Origin of the sequence: Arsenophonus sp. aPb (genome assembly GCF_029873475.1) — a bacterium.
Lineage (GTDB): Bacteria > Pseudomonadota > Gammaproteobacteria > Enterobacterales > Enterobacteriaceae > Arsenophonus.
The window spans coordinates 824,186-845,437 of sequence record NZ_CP123499.1 but is presented as its reverse complement, the minus strand read 5'-3'; the positions used below and the strand labels follow the sequence as shown (position 1 = coordinate 845,437).

Annotated in this window: 10 protein-coding genes; 4 read left to right on the top strand and 6 right to left on the bottom strand. The window is 35.1% G+C overall.

Annotation, left to right across the window (positions count from 1 at the left end):
• Positions 1-238: 238 nt before the first annotated feature.
• From QE177_RS03570 to umuD, 3 genes are all read right to left on the bottom strand, one after another.
• On the bottom strand, positions 239-7,162 hold the full coding sequence (locus QE177_RS03570) for a pentapeptide repeat-containing protein (RefSeq protein ID WP_280551364.1): 6,924 nt from the start codon (positions 7,160-7,162) through the stop codon (positions 239-241).
• 336 nt (positions 7,163-7,498) lie between these two features.
• Positions 7,499-8,770 (bottom strand): translesion error-prone DNA polymerase V subunit UmuC, encoded by a 1,272-nt coding sequence (umuC, locus tag QE177_RS03565; RefSeq protein WP_280551363.1) that lies wholly within the window; start codon positions 8,768-8,770, stop codon positions 7,499-7,501.
• Positions 8,771-8,778: 8 nt separating this feature from the next.
• Complete coding sequence (gene umuD / locus QE177_RS03560; RefSeq protein WP_280551362.1) at positions 8,779-9,162, bottom strand: translesion error-prone DNA polymerase V autoproteolytic subunit; 384 nt, start codon at positions 9,160-9,162, stop codon at positions 8,779-8,781.
• Between the two features lie 674 nt (positions 9,163-9,836).
• Here umuD and QE177_RS03555 point away from each other — a divergent pair.
• The 4 genes from QE177_RS03555 to QE177_RS03540 all read left to right on the top strand — a co-directional run bounded on the left by QE177_RS03555 (position 9,837) and on the right by QE177_RS03540 (position 13,994).
• Positions 9,837-11,087, top strand: coding sequence for an aspartate aminotransferase family protein (locus QE177_RS03555; RefSeq protein WP_280551361.1), 1,251 nt, complete (start codon positions 9,837-9,839; stop codon positions 11,085-11,087).
• On the top strand, positions 11,084-12,145 hold the full coding sequence (locus tag QE177_RS03550; RefSeq protein ID WP_280551360.1) for an alcohol dehydrogenase catalytic domain-containing protein: 1,062 nt from the start codon (positions 11,084-11,086) through the stop codon (positions 12,143-12,145). Before QE177_RS03555 ends, QE177_RS03550 begins: the two co-directional genes overlap by 4 nt.
• Before the next feature lie 20 nt (positions 12,146-12,165).
• Positions 12,166-12,795, top strand: coding sequence for an HAD family phosphatase (locus QE177_RS03545; RefSeq protein WP_280551359.1), 630 nt, complete (start codon positions 12,166-12,168; stop codon positions 12,793-12,795).
• Between the two features lie 80 nt (positions 12,796-12,875).
• The gene (locus QE177_RS03540; protein ID WP_280552203.1) at positions 12,876-13,994 is read left to right on the top strand and encodes an MFS transporter; all 1,119 of its coding nucleotides are present in this window, start codon (positions 12,876-12,878) and stop codon (positions 13,992-13,994) included.
• Positions 13,995-14,533: 539 nt separating this feature from the next.
• Here QE177_RS03540 and QE177_RS03535 read toward each other — a convergent pair.
• From QE177_RS03535 to QE177_RS03525, 3 genes are all read right to left on the bottom strand, one after another.
• Positions 14,534-15,805, bottom strand: coding sequence for a glycoside hydrolase family 68 protein (locus QE177_RS03535; protein ID WP_280551358.1), 1,272 nt, complete (start codon positions 15,803-15,805; stop codon positions 14,534-14,536).
• A gap of 544 nt (positions 15,806-16,349) precedes the next feature.
• Positions 16,350-20,537 carry a hypothetical protein gene (locus tag QE177_RS03530; protein WP_280551357.1) on the bottom strand — a complete coding sequence of 1,396 codons (4,188 nt, stop codon included), beginning with the start codon at positions 20,535-20,537 and terminating at the stop codon, positions 16,350-16,352.
• Positions 20,538-20,918: 381 nt separating this feature from the next.
• Positions 20,919-21,197: a helix-turn-helix transcriptional regulator gene (locus tag QE177_RS03525; RefSeq protein WP_051296968.1), complete on the bottom strand. Its 279-nt coding sequence runs from the start codon at positions 21,195-21,197 to the stop codon at positions 20,919-20,921.
• Positions 21,198-21,252 lie beyond the last annotated feature (55 nt).

Genomic DNA, 21,252 nt, shown 5'->3' with positions numbered 1-21,252 from the left:
TTTAATTAATATTTTATATAAAGAGATTTATTACTAATAAAATATCATAAAAATATTTTACTACAGTTAGATTAAAGAGAGTGGCAATAAATAGTATTATTAACTAATAATATGCTAATCGGTTAGCCGTAATCAATGAAAAACTGGCTAAGCAAAAATAGTGGTATTTCAATGGTGGCACTGTGATAAATAACACCAGTGCCATTTTATTTAGTAACTGATTAATATATAAGAATCCTTACCGCCAGGCCGGTGGTTGGATCCTTTTTAAAACTTCATTACAACGTTCTCTTGCTCGCTCAATCATCACATCAGATAAAAGCGCCGTACAAGTGAAAGCATCCTCTGTTCCTAATAATCGCGCCTTCCAATCATTAAATAAATTTTGACCAATTAGGGTTGGATCACATTTGTGGGCTTGTTCCATTAAAGCATAGGCATAGTACCTTAGCATTAATGGCGAATGATGTTCAGTGCCAAATATAGTGCTGGAGGAATAACGGGTAAAAACGGCTGATAGTGAGAATAAATGTTCCGCTTTTTCTCTCTCTGAGCTGGCTGTCAAATCATATAATTTCATGATCTGGCTATAATTTTCGCTTTTTAAACTATTATTAGTAAAATTAAGTACCTTAGAAAAAACATCACTTAATGCTTGTTGCGAGGCATCATCGACTAATTTTGTCGTAAATGTATTGTTTTTCAAGGCATCATGAAATAAAGGTTTAAGTTGGTCACCCAAATCCAGCGCCTCGATTAACTTACCAAATGTAGCCTGATGATGATTATAGATATAATATTTAGAGAATAGAGGAAACTCTTCGTTGTAGCATTTATCTAAGTTAGACTCGCTAAAGCTTAAATACTCACCATCCTGAAAGCGGAAAATATTATCCCATTTGGTTTCTGAATTAGGATGTAGCATTTGTGACAGGATATTTTCAGCAACAACTAATACTCTGCCTGGCTTAGTCGGCGATAAAAACAGATAGTTTTGCGCACTGTTATCTGACCAATCTACATTCCCTGCATAATCACCAAAAATATCTTTAATTTGTTCATATTGCAGTTGTTGCTGAATTTCAGGTAGTTTTAAATATTTTTCATATAAGTTATTAGCCAGTCCAGTGTTTGCAACATCAAGACCTTGATTCCTTGCCGCCAAAATAGTTTGCATAAAACTACTATGGAATCCTGGCAACACCATCAAGCTCGGCTTTTGCTCGAAATAATTGAGTAAGCTATTAATTATTGTCGGATGCGCTTCTAGCGCACTTAGCAATTCTGATGAGTAATCCTTCAAGTAATTATCTAGCAGTTTATTAACAAACTGATTGATTTGCTGATTTTTTATAAACGGCGATCTAGCGACAATATCTAATAACGGTAGCGTAACGCGATTGAGATTAATCGTTGGCTGATCTAGAGAGTGAATTAATTGAATAACCAGCTCCGTTTTTAACTTATCATAGGCACTATCAATACTATTGATGCTGGTTAAAATACTGCCAGAATTATTAAAATGGTTAAGCATTAATTCTAGCTTGTCGTCATTCCATTCGGTAGGAAGACCAAGAGTAAAGGTATCGTTGAGAACCGTGCCAGTAAAATCTGTATTCCTAATATGTAATTGTGATAGCGTCGTCTTACTGAGATCAAGATTTCTAATATCAGTACCGACTAACGTCGCGCCACTTAAGTCAGCACTATCAAGATTAGCATCAGTTAATATTGCGTTAGTTAAATCGGCGTTTTTTAGTTTAGCACTCTGCAAATCAGCCCGAATCAGTTTACTCGCTTTTAGGTTAGCGTTAGACAAATCGGCTTTATTTAATTTTATTTCTGTTAGATCAGTCCCTGTTAGCTCAGCATCTACTAATTTAGTATTAGTGAGATCAGCCTTGCTCAGATTGGCATGACGCATTTTCACTCTGTTTAGATTAGCGTTTGCTAGCCTAATTCCCTGCCACTGAACTTCTGCCAGATGATTGCCAATTAATTTAACGCCGGTTAGATTGGTATTAGCCAATTTAGTTTTATTTATTTTAGCGTCAATCAGAATAGCATTAGTCAAATTAGTACCGGTTAAATTAGCACCGGTTAAATCTGCATACATCAATTTAGCATCCGTCAGATTAGCATTAGTCAGATCAGCCTCGGTTAAAATAGCAGTAACCAGCTGAGCGCCATTCAATTTTGTATCATTTAATATAGCGTTACTGAAATTTACTCCGCTCAGGCTGGCATTATAGAGCATAGCACTACTCAAATCAGCCTCAGATAAATCAGCCTGATCCATCGTGACCTCAGTCAAGTTAGTCTTATTTAATTTAGCGCCTCTTAATTTAGCTTTAGTCAACGTTGCTTTAGTCAAATCTGCCTTATATAGATTGGCTTCAGTTAATTTCGCTTGACTTAATTCAGCCTGGAATAGATCAGCCTTTGACAGATTTATATTGATTAATTCAGCGTTCTCTAGCTTCGCGTTCCTCAGTTTAGCTCCAGTTAGTTCAGCATCATTCAATTTAGCGCCCCTTAATTTGGCCTCCTTTAGATCAACCAATTGCATACTCGCTTTAGTCAAATCTACATTATTCAACTCGGCAGCAATCAATATTGCTTCATCCAATTTAGCGTTAGCCATTTTAGCGCCAGTGAGTTTAGCTTTACTTAGGTCAGCATTATACAATTTTGCACCATTTAATTCCGCTTTGGTCAAATTAACTAGCTGCATACTGGCTTTGTTCAACTTAGCCTGCGTCAAATTAGCCTCAGTCAGATTAGTGTCTTCTAATTTCGCTTCTGTCAACTTAGCCGCCGATAAATCTGCTTTGGTGAGATCGACCTCTTTAAGTTCCGCCCTGGTCAGATCAACGCTATTTAAGTTAGCATTAATTAGACTAGTACCATTCAACTTAATTTCAGTCAAATCTGCCCCAGTTAGGGTAGTTTTGGTCAATTGAACCTTGGATAAATTCGCTCGATGCATTTTAACCGCAGTTAAATTAGCATTTTTCAAATCAGCTTCTAATAGATCAGCCTCAATCAATTTAGCTTCGCTCAAATCAGCACCAGTCAAATTAGCCTTGAATAAAACCGTACTATGTAAATTTGCTTTTACCAGTCTAGCTTCCGTTAAATCAGTTTCAATCAATAGAGCATCAGATAGATTAGCTTCATCCAATTGTGCTTTTATTAACTTAGCACCACCTAATTTAGCCTTAGTTAGCTCAGCACCAATCAGATTAGCACCATTCAATTTGGCGTCAGTCAGATCAGCGTCTGTCAAATCGGCTTTAGCCATGTTAGCGTCGTTAAATTTAACTTCAATCAGATGCGCGCCATGCAGATCCACGCCAATTAGCGTAGCACGAGTCAAATCAGCACCATTTAATTTAGCGTTTATCAACTTAACACCCGTCAGATCTGCGGCCTTTAGAACAGCTTCTGTTAGTTTAGCCTCACTAAGATCAGCGCCCTGTAATTGCGCCTTAATTAAATTAGCGTTCGCCAATTTAGCTTCTCTCATATCAGCACCATTGAGAACAGCATCACTCAAATCAGCTGCCGCTAAATCAATCTGCTGCATTTTCGCATGCGTTAGATCCGCATTGTTTAGATTAGCTTTGAACAAAATAGCATGATTTAAACGAGTTTTAATTAATTTAGCTCCAGTTAAGTCAGCCTCAACCAACTTCGCGTTAGTGAGATTAGCCTCATATAAATTAGCATTCATTAATTTAGCATTCATTAACTCAGCATCAACTAGATAAGCATTCGATAGATCGGCATTGGACAAAGTAGCATTAACCATCCTACTTTCAGCCAAGTTAGCTTTTATCAACTTCGCACCGGCTAAGTTAGCCCGAGATAAGTTAGTCTGGCCTAGTCTAGCTTCTGTCAGATTAGCATTTTCCAATTGAACGCCAATTAATTTTGCTCCATGCAATTTAGTTTTAGTTAGATCAGCGTCATTTAGAATTGCGTTTTTTAATTCAGCATCATTTAAGTTGCTTTTAGTGAGTGTCGCAGCTGTCATATCCGCATCTGTCAAGTTAGCACCAACTAAATCAGCTTGCGTCAGATCAGCATTAATCAGTATTGCATTATTTAAATCAGCGCTATTTAAATCAGCGTTATTTAATTTAGTGAAAATCATCTGCGCATCCACCAGCTGGCTATTCATGAGTTTAGCTTCTGTCAAATCAACACCATTTAGGGTCGCTTTTGTCAGATCAGCAGCCCTTAGATCAACCTTCCTCAGAATAGCCTGATTCAATTTAGCGTCACGTAGGTTAGCGGCCACCATTGAGGCTTCGGTTAAATTTGAATGCATGAGACTGCTTTGAGCCAAGTTAGCAACATCGAAATTAGCTTTTTTCAGATTAACTTGATATAGCTTACTATTACTTAAATTAGCATTGGATAGGTCAGCGAATGAGAGATCTATTTTTACATTAAACATATTAAAATAACTGCTAAAGTTTATATTACTCAAATCCGCATCGGCTAAATTGATAACCGTGTTAGCCTCCCGATTAACAATTAATTCTTTTAGCTTATAGAGTCGCTCAGCATTTGCTGCCGATCCTGCTACTCGCTTAGATTCGGCAGCCCATCTTTGAGCGGCTTTACTTGCCCCTTTACCACCCATTCCCTGGGTTGTTAGTTGATACAATCGCTCACGAATTGGTATCGGTGCTAATTCCAGCTCCCCCGCTGAATTACGCAGATATTTTCGACCAAAAAGGGTATTGTTTTCTAAATTGACTTGTACCCAAATGTCTTTACCTTGCTGCTGGCCAATATTAACGATCTGAACTTCTTTTCCCAATTCAGGATGATAAGCGGTCTCCATCTTGAACGCTTTAACTGACTCAGCAGCCAAATCTTGTGTCTTTTTTTCCAACGCCTTGATTAAGGGAGTTAATCCTTTAATTTCATGTTGTAAATACTTTGCCGCATTTTTTAACGCATTAATTCCTTTTATGCCACCTGAGACTAACAATCCAAAACCCGGATCAGTACTATGTAAAAAAGTAATCCCTAAGTTAATATAAGTTTTCTGTGGCACCCTGTTCATTACATGAGGAATGCCAAACTTAACAAATTGTTCTCCACCTTTCCGTAATGCTTGTCTGAGTGTAGTCTTCATTAATCCAGTTCGTAAGCCTCTAATTGCTGCTTCTCCCATCGCGATACTGAACCGGCTACCAACTTGAGCACCTTTGCCGATAAATGGTAAAAAACTTAACAGATCAAGTGAGCCCGCCAGAACCGCCTTCCCTTTGTTCCCCTTTTGTGCCTCAGTAATCATGGTATAGAAGGGAATAAGACTTAAGAAAAAAGCCTCGACTTTTTGCCGGGTGGTTTCCTGATAACCTTCCTCTTGCAGTTGTGCAGCTAATTTTTCACCATGCCGCTTAGCCAACTTTTCAAACAGAATATCGGCTTTATCATTTGCTGTTTTTAAAGGCATGATAGGATGGGTTTTTAATTTATAATCATCATTATAGGCTCGACCATCATGACCAAATAGGCCAAGAATTGACTGTTTATCTTCATCCACACGATATAATCTATAACGCCCTACATCCTGCTCCAGGGTTAATGCGTACATACGTTGTTCGCCATTAAACTTACACTGTAGCAAATCAATTGATTCAGGCACCCGGGTTATTAATCCACCCGCAGCCATTCCTCGCCTTGCTCCTCGCATAGGGTAACTGCGATAACTACCAATAGCATTAAATTCGGCCTTCACCAGTTTAATGTCAGCCCGTTCAATAAAGACTTGATCATCTTGTTTGATTGAATTAAAAGCCAGGGGTAGCATAATCCTGTCTGTCTGTTCGGTAAATTTAGCAATTTGTTGGTTCTGCTCGGCAAAAACTTCATCTATATTAGGTAATAAAAACGTTTCTCCCTGTTCATTTTCAATAGTAACCTCTCTATTTTGATCCAAATAGTCATTTAACCAACTGCTAGGGATATTATGCGCTGTTAATTTTTGACTAGCTAGTTCGGGTCGGGACTTCCAATTTTGTGATAAATTAATCAATTTAATAAAGGGATTGTTTTGTTCAGATTGGGTTAAATAATCAAAATAATTGTCATAAACGTCGGTCATTTCCGACGTTGGGGTGGAGCTCTGTTCGCGATTTAATTGCTCATGGATCATAGCCGGTATTTTGAAGTATCGCTTATATTCAGCGGTAACAAGCTTTTCCTGCAAAAGTGCGGCCAGCAGCATACCATTATTACTAATCTCTACCAGGCTCATACCCTTAATGTCAGCACCACTCTCCTGTAATAGTGTCAGTCCGGCATGCAAATAGCCCCATTCTGGTTGATTTATCATCACCCCTGGTAGTTTTGCCCCATCCTTATGCGCCTCAACCTGTGGCATAAAGGCTGGCATGATACGATTAATGACGTGCTGTTGAAAATAAGCGCAGGTGTCAGGCGACAATTTGCCAGACTCACTCTGACTATTGAGTTGATTGAATAACCGACCTTGCAGACTGGAATGGTGGAATAGGGGATCCCCCTGTGATTTGATATCACTGATTTGTTTTAATATCCATGCCTCAAATGTTATACCTAATACAGCATATTGTAACCAATTGGCAATAGCTGCTTGCTGGCGGGCAGAAGAAATTTTTTCCTCTGGATTAGCCCCATATTCACCTAAAGGTTTTAATAGTAACCTAACGAGCTTGGCTATCTGCTCTTCATTATCTTTATAGCGGATCAGGTAATCAGTGACATGATTTACCAACTCACTGGCTAAAATAATATCGCAAGGTTGACAAGTGATATAACCTTCTTCGGTTAGCAGGCCACATAAGAGTCTAACCTGTTCATCGTTAACAGAATAATAAAAATCTTCTGTCGATAATGATATAGCAGTTGATAATGTATGATGCAATTGATTGATAAGTGCAACACTTTCATACTCATATTTGGTAGTAGCGTTATTTGCCAGTGATGTTGATGACGTTTCTTCATTTTGCGGTATTATACTTTCTGAATTTATTAAATTATCTGTTGCTTGTTCTTCATTGGCTCTATTTTCAGCCGCTCTTTTGTTACGTTGTGAAAAATCTGAAGTAGATGCTAACCAGGCAGATGATGGGGCGTTTGAGTTTACTAATGTCATGATACATTCCATTATTTAATTTTCACGAATGTTAAACTATATAATCAAATGTTTTTTATTTGTTAAATTGCTGCACAAATAAATAATTTTTTTAGCAATTATTTTTGTGCTAAAAATTGGTTAATAGCGGAATATACTATACAGATATGATAAATAAGCCATTGAGCATTAAGAAACAGCTACAAACTATAGATTAAAAAATAGCATTGAATTTGTTTAATAAAAATCTGACACACTCCGTATAATAACCATTACAAGGCAACCTAAAATCAGCAACTCTTATCAAAAACAGTAGTCAAATACAGCAGTGTAAATATTATCAAACCGTTTCTTACATTAGCATTTTACGATAGGTATTTGATTAATATCCGTCGTCCAATGAGGAGAAAGATATTCTTGCTTCATTACCCAAGGATATTTTTTATTAATCAGCCCTTGCCCGGCGAAGCCTATTTTGCCAATTTGATTTTGATTGATAGTGTCGATCACTTGCATAAGGGAATAAGCGTTAGCTAATGGCTTTTCTGTTGCAAAAAGAGAAAGTTGGCTCAAATCTGGCTCACTAAAATCACTCAGCATGACACTACTTTTGCTATATCTAACTCCCGGCTGCCATATCTGCAATAAAATCTCCGTTGCCGCCTTAATAATATCTCGACTATCTTGCGTTGGATAAGACAATATTTTGCTCGCATAGCGGTAAATAGCCGGGTCGCTTGATGAGAAACGACTAGTTTGGATCGCAACCCTAACAAAACGGCAGCATTGTCTTTGTTGCCTTAATTTTTCTGCTGCACGCTCTGCATGCGCACAAATACTTTGTCTAACAAATTCAAACTCGGTGATCTTGCGGCCAAAAGAACGAGAACAAATTATCTGCTTTTTGGCTTTTTGTTGCTGCTCTAATGTTAAGCACGAAACGCCATTTAATTCGCGGACTGTCCTTTCTAATACGACAGAACCAAATTTGCGCGCATCGCTTGGTGGCAGTTGGCTTAAATCTAATGCTGTTTTAATATTCATTAATTTTAACTTGTTGGCTAATTTTCGACCTATCCCCCACACTTCATCAACAGCAATTAAAGACATTAATTTTTGTTGCCTATCGCGTTGACTAAGATCAACAACACCTTTTGCACCTTTCCATTGCTTGGCGGCAAAATTGGCTAATTTCGCTAACGTCTTTGTCGTGGCTATCCCTACCCCAACAGGCAAATGACAGCGTTGCATAATTTGTTGTTGTAGATAACAACCGAATTGGGTTAAATCGTGTAATGAGTCAATACCAGTGAGATCACAAAATGCCTCATCAATAGAATAAACTTCTAATTTGGGTACCAAAGAGGCTAACACTTCCATGACACGCATACTCATATCAGCATAGTAGGTATAATTGGAGGAAAATACCGCTATATTGTTAGCTTTAACCATCGACTCAATTTCAAACCAGGGTGCTCCCATTTTTATAAAAGCTTTGGCTTGCTCAGAACGTGAAATAACACAGCCATCATTATTAGAAAGAACAACCGTTGGTTTTCCTTTTAAATCAGGCTGAAAAACTTGCTCGCAAGATACATAAAAACTATTAACATCAATAAGCGCAAACATTTTGTCACTCAAAAATAATGAATAGCATATCTGACAACACCAAAAATACGTACCGACATATCTTCATTGATAACAATCGGCGGAAAAACAGAATTAGCTGAAAGAAGTGCTTTAAACGGAGATAATTGTAAATATTTACATGTAAATTCTCCATTTAACTCGGCAATCACAATCTCACCCTGTTTTGCTGTGTTATGGCACTCCACAATCAGCAAATCACCATCTAAGATCCCGGCATCTTTCATCGAATGACCTGATGCCCGCAAAAAATAGGTACTTTCAGGAAAACGAATTAATTGTTTGTCTAAAGAAAGCCGCTTTTCAACATAATCTTGAGCAGGAGATGGAAAGCCACAAGCGATCTTATCTAAAAATAAAGGCAAATTATCCATATTAATCACCACAACAATACTGTATAAAAATACAGTGTAATATAGTAAATAACAAAAAATAAAATATTTTTATCTGGCAAAACAGATTGAAAAAGTGTTGTGGTCGATATTTTTCCTAACAGGAGAGCATCTAACATCGATTTAAGCACCACTAACTGGTTGTTAAACTATTTTTCTGATTAGTTAATTAAAGTTATTTTTTAAATAATTATTACTAATCATGTAAAATATTAATTTAAAATATCAATCGATATTTATAATCAAATAATATTTTAAGAAAATTAACATCCTCTGTAAAAAAAAATATTATCTGTTTAATTTTTTAATTAAAGACATCATAATGGAGATTAATCTACACAATCTTTAATTTTAAATTATTATTTTTAATATCGCGTCGATATTATAACTGATATTACAATTATAAAAATTCAAAATAATTCATTGAACGAATGAATTCATTAATTACAAAAAAAATACATAACAAATTGATTTATAATAAAAAAATAACGCAACCAGAGTTAATAGCCATTAATTTAATACTAATTTATTTTTTTAATATTTTTTGATTTATATGTAATTATCATTTTTTTATTTATTTTTTGATATTTATTAATAAATAATAATCATAAAACCATAAAATATAAAATATTCACTAAATTGGAGGCTTTAATATTATGCAGACAACATTTGAAACTCTCATTGCTAAATACCAAGGTGACGGCCCCTACTTAATAATAGACGGAAATAAATATATTGATGCGGCTTCAGGAACATTCAATCTACCACTTGGCTACACTAATAAAAGAATAGCCGATAAACTAAAGCAGCAAATAGATCGCTGTACCCATTTAAGCTCTGCCTTTACCCGTGAAATGTCAATTTGCATTCTACAAAAATTAAGCAAATATCTTCCTGAAAAAATTAATCGTATTTGGTTTAGAGATGTTTCAGGATCGGGTGCTGTTGAAGGTGCAATAAGAATGGCACAAAAAGCGACTGGCCGTTCTGGCGTCATTTCACTATACCTGGCTCATCATGGCCAATCGCTGGCAACGGCACAAATATCCGGGAATGCTTTTCGAATCAAAAATTTTCGCATTAATATTGAAGGGTCGCTTAAAATTCCTATGCCACCCAGCATACTAGCCGGTGCTGAAGAAACAAATACGTTAGCTTCTTATCCCGATCTAGATCAAATTATCCAACTCGGTTCTAATGACAATATTGCTTGTCTTATTATTGAGCCTGTTATGGGTAATGGTGGAAATATTGTTATACCCACTGATTTCTACCGCTATATAAAAGATGTCTGTCATAAATACGGCATTATTATTATTGCTGATGAAGTACAAACCGGCTTTGGTCGTACAGGAACATTCTTTGCTTCTAATGGTTATGCCAAAGATCTTGAGCCTGACATTATTGTTTTTGCTAAAAGTGCAGGTGGAATTGGTATTCCAACAGGCGGCATTTTAATGAAAGAAGAATTAGATGTGCTTGAATTCTATGAGCACTCAAGTACTTCTGGTGCCAATCCATTAGCATTAACCGCACTTAATGAAATTATTGATATCATCGAAGATGAAAATATTTTGGCTAATGTACAACAAAATGAAGGTTATTTACGAGATAGTTTAATTGCATTACAAAATAAGCACGCTGATATTACTAAAGTACGTGGTCTTGGATATATGTTTGGTTTCGACACACCATCACCTGAATACGCCGCCCAAATTATTGACCTCGCTAACAAGCATCATCTTATCATTCGAGGATCGCGTTATGGTAAAAGTTGCACCTTAAAAGTACGTCCACCACTCATTTGTACCCGCCAGCATATCGATGAAATTATCAATAAACTGGATATCACGTTTAATGAAATGAGTCAGTTAAAATCAAATAAACCAGAGGTAATGATACCATGAAGGCACTCAAATATTCACAAGCTTGGCAAATCAATATCCATGAAACTCCTGCTCTTCACTGCCAAGAGGCTGATGATGTGATTGTTAATATCGCAGTATGTGGCGTTTGTGGGACAGATATCGGTATTATTAATGATAACTATCCGGTTGCGATAGCGGGAACCACACTCGGTCATGAGGCCAGTGGCGTAGTAACTGAAATTGGTAAGAATGTCACTAAATTTAAAGTTGGCGATCGGGTTGTTATCAATCCAACTTATGCCTGCCAAAAATGTCGGATGTGTTTAACTGGTAATCCTAATCATTGTGAAATGAAAATGGGGACTGAAGCCGGTGTTTCTTATGATGGCGCTTTTGCTAATCAATATCGAGCTAAAGAAGCTTTTTTAATTAAGTTAGACGAGCATGTTAGTATGGAGGCAGCCTCACTCACTGAACCCTTGAGTTGTACCATTACCGGAGTCGATAAACTAGCCATTACCCATACTAATATTCGTGCTGCGGTAATCGGTGCAGGCCCAATGGGAATGCTCTATTTGTGGGTACTTCATCAACGAGGTGTAAATGCATTTATTGTTGAAAAAAATTCCCATCGTTATCAGTTTGCCAGTAAAAATTTACCACCCAATAGTAAAATTTATCATGATTTTCAGTCAGCAATAGAACAAGAGTATGGTACAAGTAATAGTCAAATAGATTTATGTATTGATACCACCGGCCAAATTACCGAATTACTCATTTCTCATCTGGCCCCAGGTGGTAAATTACTGAATGTTGCCTTGAAGGATAAAAAAGCAACGCTAGACGTACTAAAAATCGCTGATAAAAGTTTATCAATCATAGGTTCAATTGATTCGCTAAATAATAGTTTCGAACGTGCTTATGCGATGATCCGCGACAAACAAATCCCGGCAGAAAAATTAATAAGCCATACATTCAATTTTTCCGATTATCTATCCGCTTTTCGTACCGTTGGCTGCGATATTAATAACAAAACGATGGCTCCACTTGAAGCGCCCAACTGCAAAGTACTACTACGACTATCTAATATTAATTAGCTGATAAGCAGAATAGTAAAATGGATAAACTGACGGTTATTTTTGATATAGACGGTGTTATTGTTGATAGCGAACAATTACATTTTGATGTTCTACGCACAGTGGTAACTGAGCAAACTCAGTATATTGCAGCACAACAATTAATTGGGCTAAGTATAGAGGAAACCTTATCATATATTGGTATCCCACCAGAACAGCAACCATCGGTTTCCGCTCAAATAATTGAAACCTATAAAGCTAAATTAGCTAAAAAATATTTGCGACCGGGGGTCACTGATTTAATTAATTTACTGGAACAACGACATATTCCATTTGGATTCGTTTCTACGGCACCACGCGATGTATGTTTAGCAAACATAAATTTACTTGAACTATTGACCCCTATTAAATTGATTGCGGGTAATGATGTTAAATGTACCAAACCTCATCCAGAACCCTATCTCACGATGATGACTCAACTAAAAGCTAACATCAATAACACCATCGTTATTGAAGATACAGATTTAGGTATCAGTTCAGCTTATGATGCCGGTCTTCGTAAGATATATGCCTGGCCGCATAAGTTATCTAGTCAGCAATGTTATCATCAAGCCACTGCAATCATTAACCATCTCGATGAGATAGTGGATTTTGCCAAGCTGAAAAATTAAAACTAATTTTCAATCACTTTTTAAGATATCTGTTCGCTGTCGAGGAACTCGTTGTGTCTGAAATAAATATCGTGAGAGCTATGCACTTGCCTATTATTGCAACTCGTAAAGCATTTTTTATTGCTGGCTTTAGTTTGGCAAGCTGGGCACCATTAATACCTTTAGCTAAGCAACGACTACAGGTAGAAAATGGCACCATGGGGGCGATACTACTGGCTTTTGGTGTGGGCTCTTTATTAATGATGCCATTATCTGGGATGCTAGCAGCTCGTTTTGGATGCCGGCGAATATTTACTCTAGCGACAATATTAGTGCTGGTAACATTACCAGCACTCGTTTCAATAGAAACGGTTTTACCATTAGCAATCACACTATTTTTGTTTGGTGCGGGTATTGGTGCAATGGATGTTGTCGTTAATATTCATGCGGTGATGACCGAAAAACAAGCACAAAAACCAATAATGTCAGGTTTTCATGCACTATTTAGCTTAGGAGGATTTGCTGGCGCTGGCATTGTTAGCTTGTTATTAACATTAGGCGCTACACCATTACAAGTAATTATATTAGTTATATTATTTATATGTTTATTAATGATATCAACCTGGAACGGCCTAACAAATTATACTACCTCTAATGACACGCCTTTTTTTGTCCTACCAAAAGGTAGTGTGATTATCTTGGGATTATTATGCTGTATCGCTTATATCATGGAAGGTTCAATGCTCGACTGGAGTGGTATTTTACTCCTCAGTCAACAGAATATTGCTCCTAACCATGCCGGGCTAGGCTATACATTATTTGCCATCATGATGACGCTTGGCCGCATCTTTGGCGATAAAGCAATTAGCCAATGGGGGGCTCAACGGGTATTTATTAATGGTAGCTTTATGGCAGTATTTGGTTTTGCTATTTTGGTAGCCAATGGTCCATTATGGACATTAGCAATAGCCTTTATGCTAATAGGTCTTGGATTATCAAATATTGCACCTATGCTATTTACTGTCTCAGGAAAGCAAACCGCAATGCCTGAAGCATTAGCCGTAGCCGCAGTGTCAACGCTAGGTTATTCTGGTATTTTACTTGGACCTGCTTTGATTGGCGGTATTGCCCATATGTTCACCCTACCAGCAGCTTTTGTTTGCGTGACATTAATGTCTACCGCTTTAATTTTTTGTCTGCGGTTGATAAAACTCACTTAATATTACAAAATTAAAATTATCACAATTTTAAAATTTAGCATTCTCCTTTAAACAGAGGAGAATGCTAATCATACTAAATCAAAGCGAATAAAAAATGCTTAAATTAATTAACATCTGACAATTAAATATTCCAATAGAAATCTAAATTAAACAATCAATAATATGATTAATCTTTAATAATTTTCATTAACATTTTCAATATTCATCATAAAATCAATTAGATTAATTACTTGAAAATAAATAATGTATTCATTTCTTATAAATCAAATAAACGTTTATTTCTCAATGAATATTAGGTGAAAATCTTTTATATCAATGCTGGATTATCTATCAAATTAATTTTATCTCTCTTACTGACTAATCGATATGAGTTAATAGCCGTACAAAAGCAACAACTAAATGTTATAGGTTAATTTTCCAGCCATAATTTGAAACTAATAGATTAAAGAACAGAAAATATCAAATTAGCCAGCAAATACGATTCTTAAATTACTATTCATCTGGGCAAAATTTAAAATAGATTTAGCAACTAAAACTAGTTAACCACTACATCTCTTTCTAACTACTACATTTTCCATCGGTGGAATATAACCGTAGCCAAATTCTTTCACCATAAATGTACGGTTTCCTTCAATTTTGATTTGGATCGTTGGTGCCTCAGTGCCACCAATGCGATATTGTCCTTTGCCATCATCGATATTAGGATTGGGAATATTATCAATGAATGATGTGACTAAGCCATTGGACATAACATAATGTGAATAAGTTTGATAAGGGCGAGCTGATGGATTTCCAAGAACTAAACCAGAGCCATTTAATGGTTCATAAGGTCCGAGCAGTTTATTACTGACAAAACCATATACCCCATCAGGGCCATTTAAACCGTCGGCATAGGTGTACTGATGACTGACGGTAAATAAATAATATTTACCGTCTTTAAATACATAATGTGGCCGTTCAGTCTGATCATTCACGCCTACAGCAGTGAGCAATGGAGGAAGTAACTGCCAGTTCTCACCAGATTTGTCTTTTGCTACCGCAATTCCAATACAACCACACTGAAAACGCGCCCCTCCAACTTCTTCATATCCAGGCGGAATGTCCCCCATATCATCACTGGTAATAATATGTGTACCACGTTCACCAGCCACATTGCCTTCAAAAACCATATAGAGCTTACCATCGATAGGATCGATAAAAGGCCATGGATCGCGAAAATTCCAGTATTGATTTTGTTCTTCGGTCTGATAATAAAAACCATCCGCCGAGAATAGCTGGATTACTTCGTCAAAACCGACCATTCTAACATCCCTGTTCGTTGTAACAACCCGACCACAAACTTTAGCCATGCACGCACCTGGGGTTACACAGGAAAAATATAACTCTATTTCACCTTTATCATTCATAAGAATCGGTGTTCCAGCCCATTCTCTACTAGTAGGTGAAACCCCTTCTTGCATCACTCGACCACCGAATTCCCAACTTTGGCCATCTCTTGAATACCAAAAGCAGATACGAGCACGGCCGTGACGGTCATGCCAATCACTCGTTATATCGTACCGACCATCTTTGTATTTAAATAAATCTGGGCGTCTTTCAGCCGTTAACGTAAAAATGATTGACCATCCATTAACCGAAACAATCGTTCCATCTAACGTTCTAAGCGGCATGGTATCCCAGATAAACAATGTTTCATCCATAACTGGAAAATTATAATCAATAAGTGGTTGGGTTGTTGTTGGATCATCAATACAAACTTTAAGCGCATCAGCTCTAGTCCAACGACTAGTTTTAAATGCTATGTTAGTCATTTTATTATCCTCAAAATAAATATCTTACAAAACACAATTAATAAAAAATTCAATAAAGTCATTTCGTTATTTTGTTACTTATTAAAATAATTAGTAAAGATAATTTTGATAGTTTTTAATTTGGCATTAAAGCTAATACTATTTCATTAATAGACAAAGATATGGCAAAGTTTATTTGCTGATTTTAATGTTTATTTTTAATTTAAAATTTAATTAAAAAAATAAAAGTATATTTTAAAAAAATTAAATCAAAATTTGCCACTGTCATTTATAAGATATTTATCCTATTGCTAGCACAACGGTGATTTTTAGTACAAAAGTGCGAAATCCGGCATTAAACGGTAAAAATTTCCATATTAAAGCCCTAAGATCTACAAGCGAAAAGGTGTTTTAACACAGACACCTTTAATACCTTTATAGTGACAATTATTCTGCTATCATCGTTATGGATAGCAGAATTCATCAAGCCTGTATTTTACCGATAAGCAGATTTATTATCAGTTACCGCTACAGCGGCTAATAATATTGTCATACGTTAAGACCATTATATATTAGAGAGATAATTATCTAATAACTGAAATGAATATCTATTTAACGAGAAAACAGCGATTATCTGTTCGGCAAAACTTTGTTCATTACTAGGTATATCCTTCGCCAATAAAGTTTCTAATGCTAACTTTATCACCGCTGGCGGAACCTCTGTTAGACCATCACTATAATATTCGGCATGCAATTGTAAGAAATCATCAACGCTTATTTTTTTTAATACTAATTTTGCTATATCATGGGTCAATGATTCAATAGTGCTGTCCGCTTTATTATGCTCTACTGCTCGGGCAAGGCGACTATTAGTCATGGTAACTTTTTTGTATAGACCAAGTAATTCATTCCAAAAATTATGATTGCGCATGTGTTGCTGATTAATTAGCCATTGTTGGGTGAAATTTAAATCACTCGCTGGCATAAACGTTTTGGGGTATGGCCGCCACCATTCGGGATTTTGCGCAATCTTTTTACTGTATGCTAGCGGGTAAGCTGTGACTTTTTTGCCTAATTCATTGGCTAAAACCTGCCCAGAAGAATACCTGCCGAAAGCACCAAAGCATGATTGTAACTCGATAGCGCCGACGCTTCGTAAATCAATCGTATCTTCTGCTCTTAACATTAAACCCTTAACAACATTGGCAAATTCTATTGAATCCATATAATTAATAATTGATGGTGCCCCATGTGCCCTAATCAGTAATTTATTACCTTGTAAACCAAAATTGGAATCTTTACCTAACAATGACGCTTGTCGCATCGACGATAAGTTAACCTTACCAGCCGTTACTTGATAGGGACCAAATTTACCATCAACAAGTTGGGTAAAATTACTAACAAAAGCTAATTCCAAATGATCAGGATGCCTAATGGCAAATTTTCTATCACCCAGGCTAACCATTAATTTCTTAACAGAAAAATCATTTTCATGAAAAGCAACTAGGCTACCTTTAGGCAACGACGCCAATTCCGAATAATGATTAATTTGTTTTTGATTAGTGAGTAACCGTTGTAGCGCTTTTTGATGATTACTGGAGGAATATAGCGATTTCGCCACACCATAAAATACCAACGCTTGCTCAGTAGATAATTCACCTGAACGCTCCAATAGCTCAGCAATACATTTTGCTGAATCTATAATAGGCTCTGAGATTAAATCTTTAGCAACTTGGTCTATTGGTTGACCATAGCTATATTTTGCTCCTTTAGGATAACCAGCCCAGACATTGAATCCACCGACTTCTAATGAACCGGAATGTTTTAAAATACCGCCTTCAAATTGGCCTAATTGTTCTGCCGTAATAATTTTCTTACCATCACCTAAATTAACATCCAATAGGCTATTTTTTATGCCGGCAAAACGGCCATTACCTACACTAACCATTGCATGCACTGGCCAATCTGTATTAGCCACTGTTTTGGTAAAGACAACAAGTTGTCCTTGTTTAATTCGCAAAAGATCATCTATGGTGGTTATTTTTTGTATATCATTAAATAAATCACTATTACGCAAAAAATCAGTATAATATTTTGCCTTCTTTAAATTTTCAATTAATGAGCGTTCTTGTAGCTCAGTAATGATATTTGCTTGCTTTAATATATCGGCAATATAAAGTTCAGCTGTTTCATACTTTGTCCCTGCCAGCATATTTGAGCGAATAGCCTCTCTTATGCGATTTCTCGGCGCCAATCCTATATAACTCATAGTGTTAGTACTATTAAGGATATTAATATTTTGTGGCCACAACGTCATCCTTGTCGTTCCTAACGCTAAACTAGACGTACCAGTTCGATTTATTCCATAATGGGACAAATCATCCATAATATTATTTGGAGCAACAAATACTTGTTTAGGTAATTTAGTCTTGGCATAGAGCGTCGCTGCCATAGAAATTATCTTTTTTAAAACCACAAGAGAGATCCCACCCGCGACTTCGAGAGCCATCGCAAAAGCGGCTTGTTTTAAATAATAATTACGCTCTTCTACAGTATCACTATTAGCAGCCTGGCCAAGTAAAGGTAAAATAGTAATTAAACTACCATATAAAATTCCAGCTACAGGTTCCATAAAAAAAGCAGGTAATATAAATAATTTAATATGTTCGAATATATTAAATATTTTATTTTCACTATGAGAAAAAACTAATACATCTATATCAGTAAGATACTTTTCTAATATATTGTCATATAAATAAGAATAATCCTTACCCTGCTTTATTAGTCTTAATTCTGCAGCAGCTATTTTATAATCAAGCGGAAAGTGATAATTAAACCAATCGCTTATTTCTTTATTATTTTTTATTTTATTTTTCATATCACGTAATGAACTAAATTGGAGACGTTGACCGGTAATAATTGAGATCACACTAATTGGGGTATTCTCAGGATGCAGGTTTTGATAATTAATTGGGTCATTTCCGGTGCGATCCATTATTTCATGCTGTGCATAAACTAACAACGATGGGCAATTTTCGACAAGATAATAGGGTTTGTTTTTATTATTATAAACAGTAAGTAACGTATCGATATAATGATAAAATTTATTTTTCGAATTAGCATTATTTTTTAATACTTCTATCTTATTAGTATAATCAGTTTGAATATCGACTGAATCTATTACTTCGATGATTTTTTTATCATATTTAGATGAGAAGTCTCTATATAGTGAATAATTAATAAGCCCAAATTCTTTTGATATATATTTTCTATCTCTACCAGTAAGAATATCATATATTGTAAATTTTTTATATTTACTAACTGAATCAAAATCAACTAAACCAGTAGGTACAACTCTAGTTATTTCATAATTCACTTCATCTGTTAAAGAAAGGTTTTCCACTTGATATTTATCCTCTAGATGAGATAAAAAATCAGTTAAATATTGCGCTGAGCTGGGTATTAACTTATTAATATCATTAACTTCTTGTTCTAGCTTTTGAAAATTTTTAATAAAAAAATAATGCTGTTTGATATTTTCACACTCTTCTTCCAGATAATAAATTAAACCAGGTTGAAATTCAGCAGGAAATTTTAGTTTAATATGATCTCTTTTTGATAAAGGTGAATCAATTTCTTTTATATGTCGTAACATATATTCATAAATTGTGGTTGTATCAACTTGAGTTCTACCATTTAGATCTTTATAACTATAAACATACTCAGTTGATGTAATATCATCTAATGATAATTTACCAAACACGTGTGCGTCGGTTTCATAAATAGATGCTAAAACAGATATTGCATAAATATTTAATGTTTCAATTTCTGGATTAATAGTAGATTTGCCGCTATTAAGTTTTTTTATTATTTTATTTGCTGCATTAATCATTTCATATACTTCTGCTTTTTCTGCCGCAGTTTTATTTTGCCAATCTTCTACATTGAGGGTAATTATATGCTGGATAATATCTTCTTTATTAAAATGTATCGGTGTTTTTACTATACTTTTTAATTTATTTTCATATAATGCTTCAAGCATATTTAAGTAGTGATCAGAAACATATTTATCAGTTTGATCGATTAAACTAATAATATTATCTAATCCATAAACAAACGATTTACTACTATCAGCTGAAAGGGAATAATAAAAATTATTCTCGATTATATTGCTTAATGCTTGAATAAATCTAAAAATAGGGATTGTATTTATTGAAAAGCCTAGCTTACTGAGCTGATGAACACGAGTAGATTTTTCAGCTATCAACAATACGTTACGACAAACTTCAATATCATTTTCAATTCCAATTATTTCATTTTGTACTGTTTTATATTTCTGTTCATCTGTTTTTAATACCGTTAATTGCTGTTGATAATTTTCTAGTTGTAGTTTCTTTATAGCAATTTTATCTTTTACTATAAAATAATAATTCATCACAGCTGTGTTATTTGGATATTTCATATTATTGTCAGCAGCATTAATTAAATTGAGAACATCAACAAGAATTTCGTTTGAAATTGTTTTCTTTACTTGAGTATTGCGTATATTTTCTGCGCGCTGAGCACTCATTGCATTCATCATTTCAAAATGATCAGTGATTACAGCCCCTTCATCTGACGATATCAGCACTGTCGTTTTTTCATCTAATATTTGTTTTGCTGATTTGTCTTCCTTTAGCTTATTATTACTCTCATTGTCCGTATCTAATTTGACAGGATTTATATTTTTAATACGACTAGGTGTTATTTCCATAAATATTCTCGTCTAAACAATTAATTATTTTAAAATACAATTATGCTTATAGAATAGTAATTAGTAATAAAAAAATAACCGCATGAAAGTATCTATTTTTTCATACGGTTAAATAGTTATCTGGTAAGTAGGAATAATTTATTCAATACAATTAAGTCAAACATAATATAATTATACTAGTATAAATTTAGCTAAAACCATTAAAAACCCCCAATTCCTATCAAAGAAATGGGGGTAATAACTCTGTATTGGTTATTAAAAAGAAAAATAAAGAGGCAGTTTATTTTTCTATAGGGACGAAGAAGATTCTATTTATAAATTATATCAATATTAGCTTGATTTTTAATTCTAATAGACAGTTAAAAAGAAGCTGAACACTTACTAACGTTTATTTTTAGTTACCATTAAACAATTTCCCATACTATAATAATCCTCCCAAAAGTTAATTCTCGAATTAACAAAATAACTTTCTATAGCGATATCTAGTACCCTTGAAACTTTAATCAACCATTCAACATTAATCCTAACTTCACCTCTCTCATAGCGAGAAAGATGCTGTTGGCTAATACCTAATAAAGCTGACAGATCTGCAGCTGAAATTTGCAATTTTTGTCTTTTTTTTCTTATCATTTGTCCAATATTATAATTTATACAATCCATAATATTCACCATCAAATGAGACATTTAGCATGAAGGTATATTAACTAAAATATTA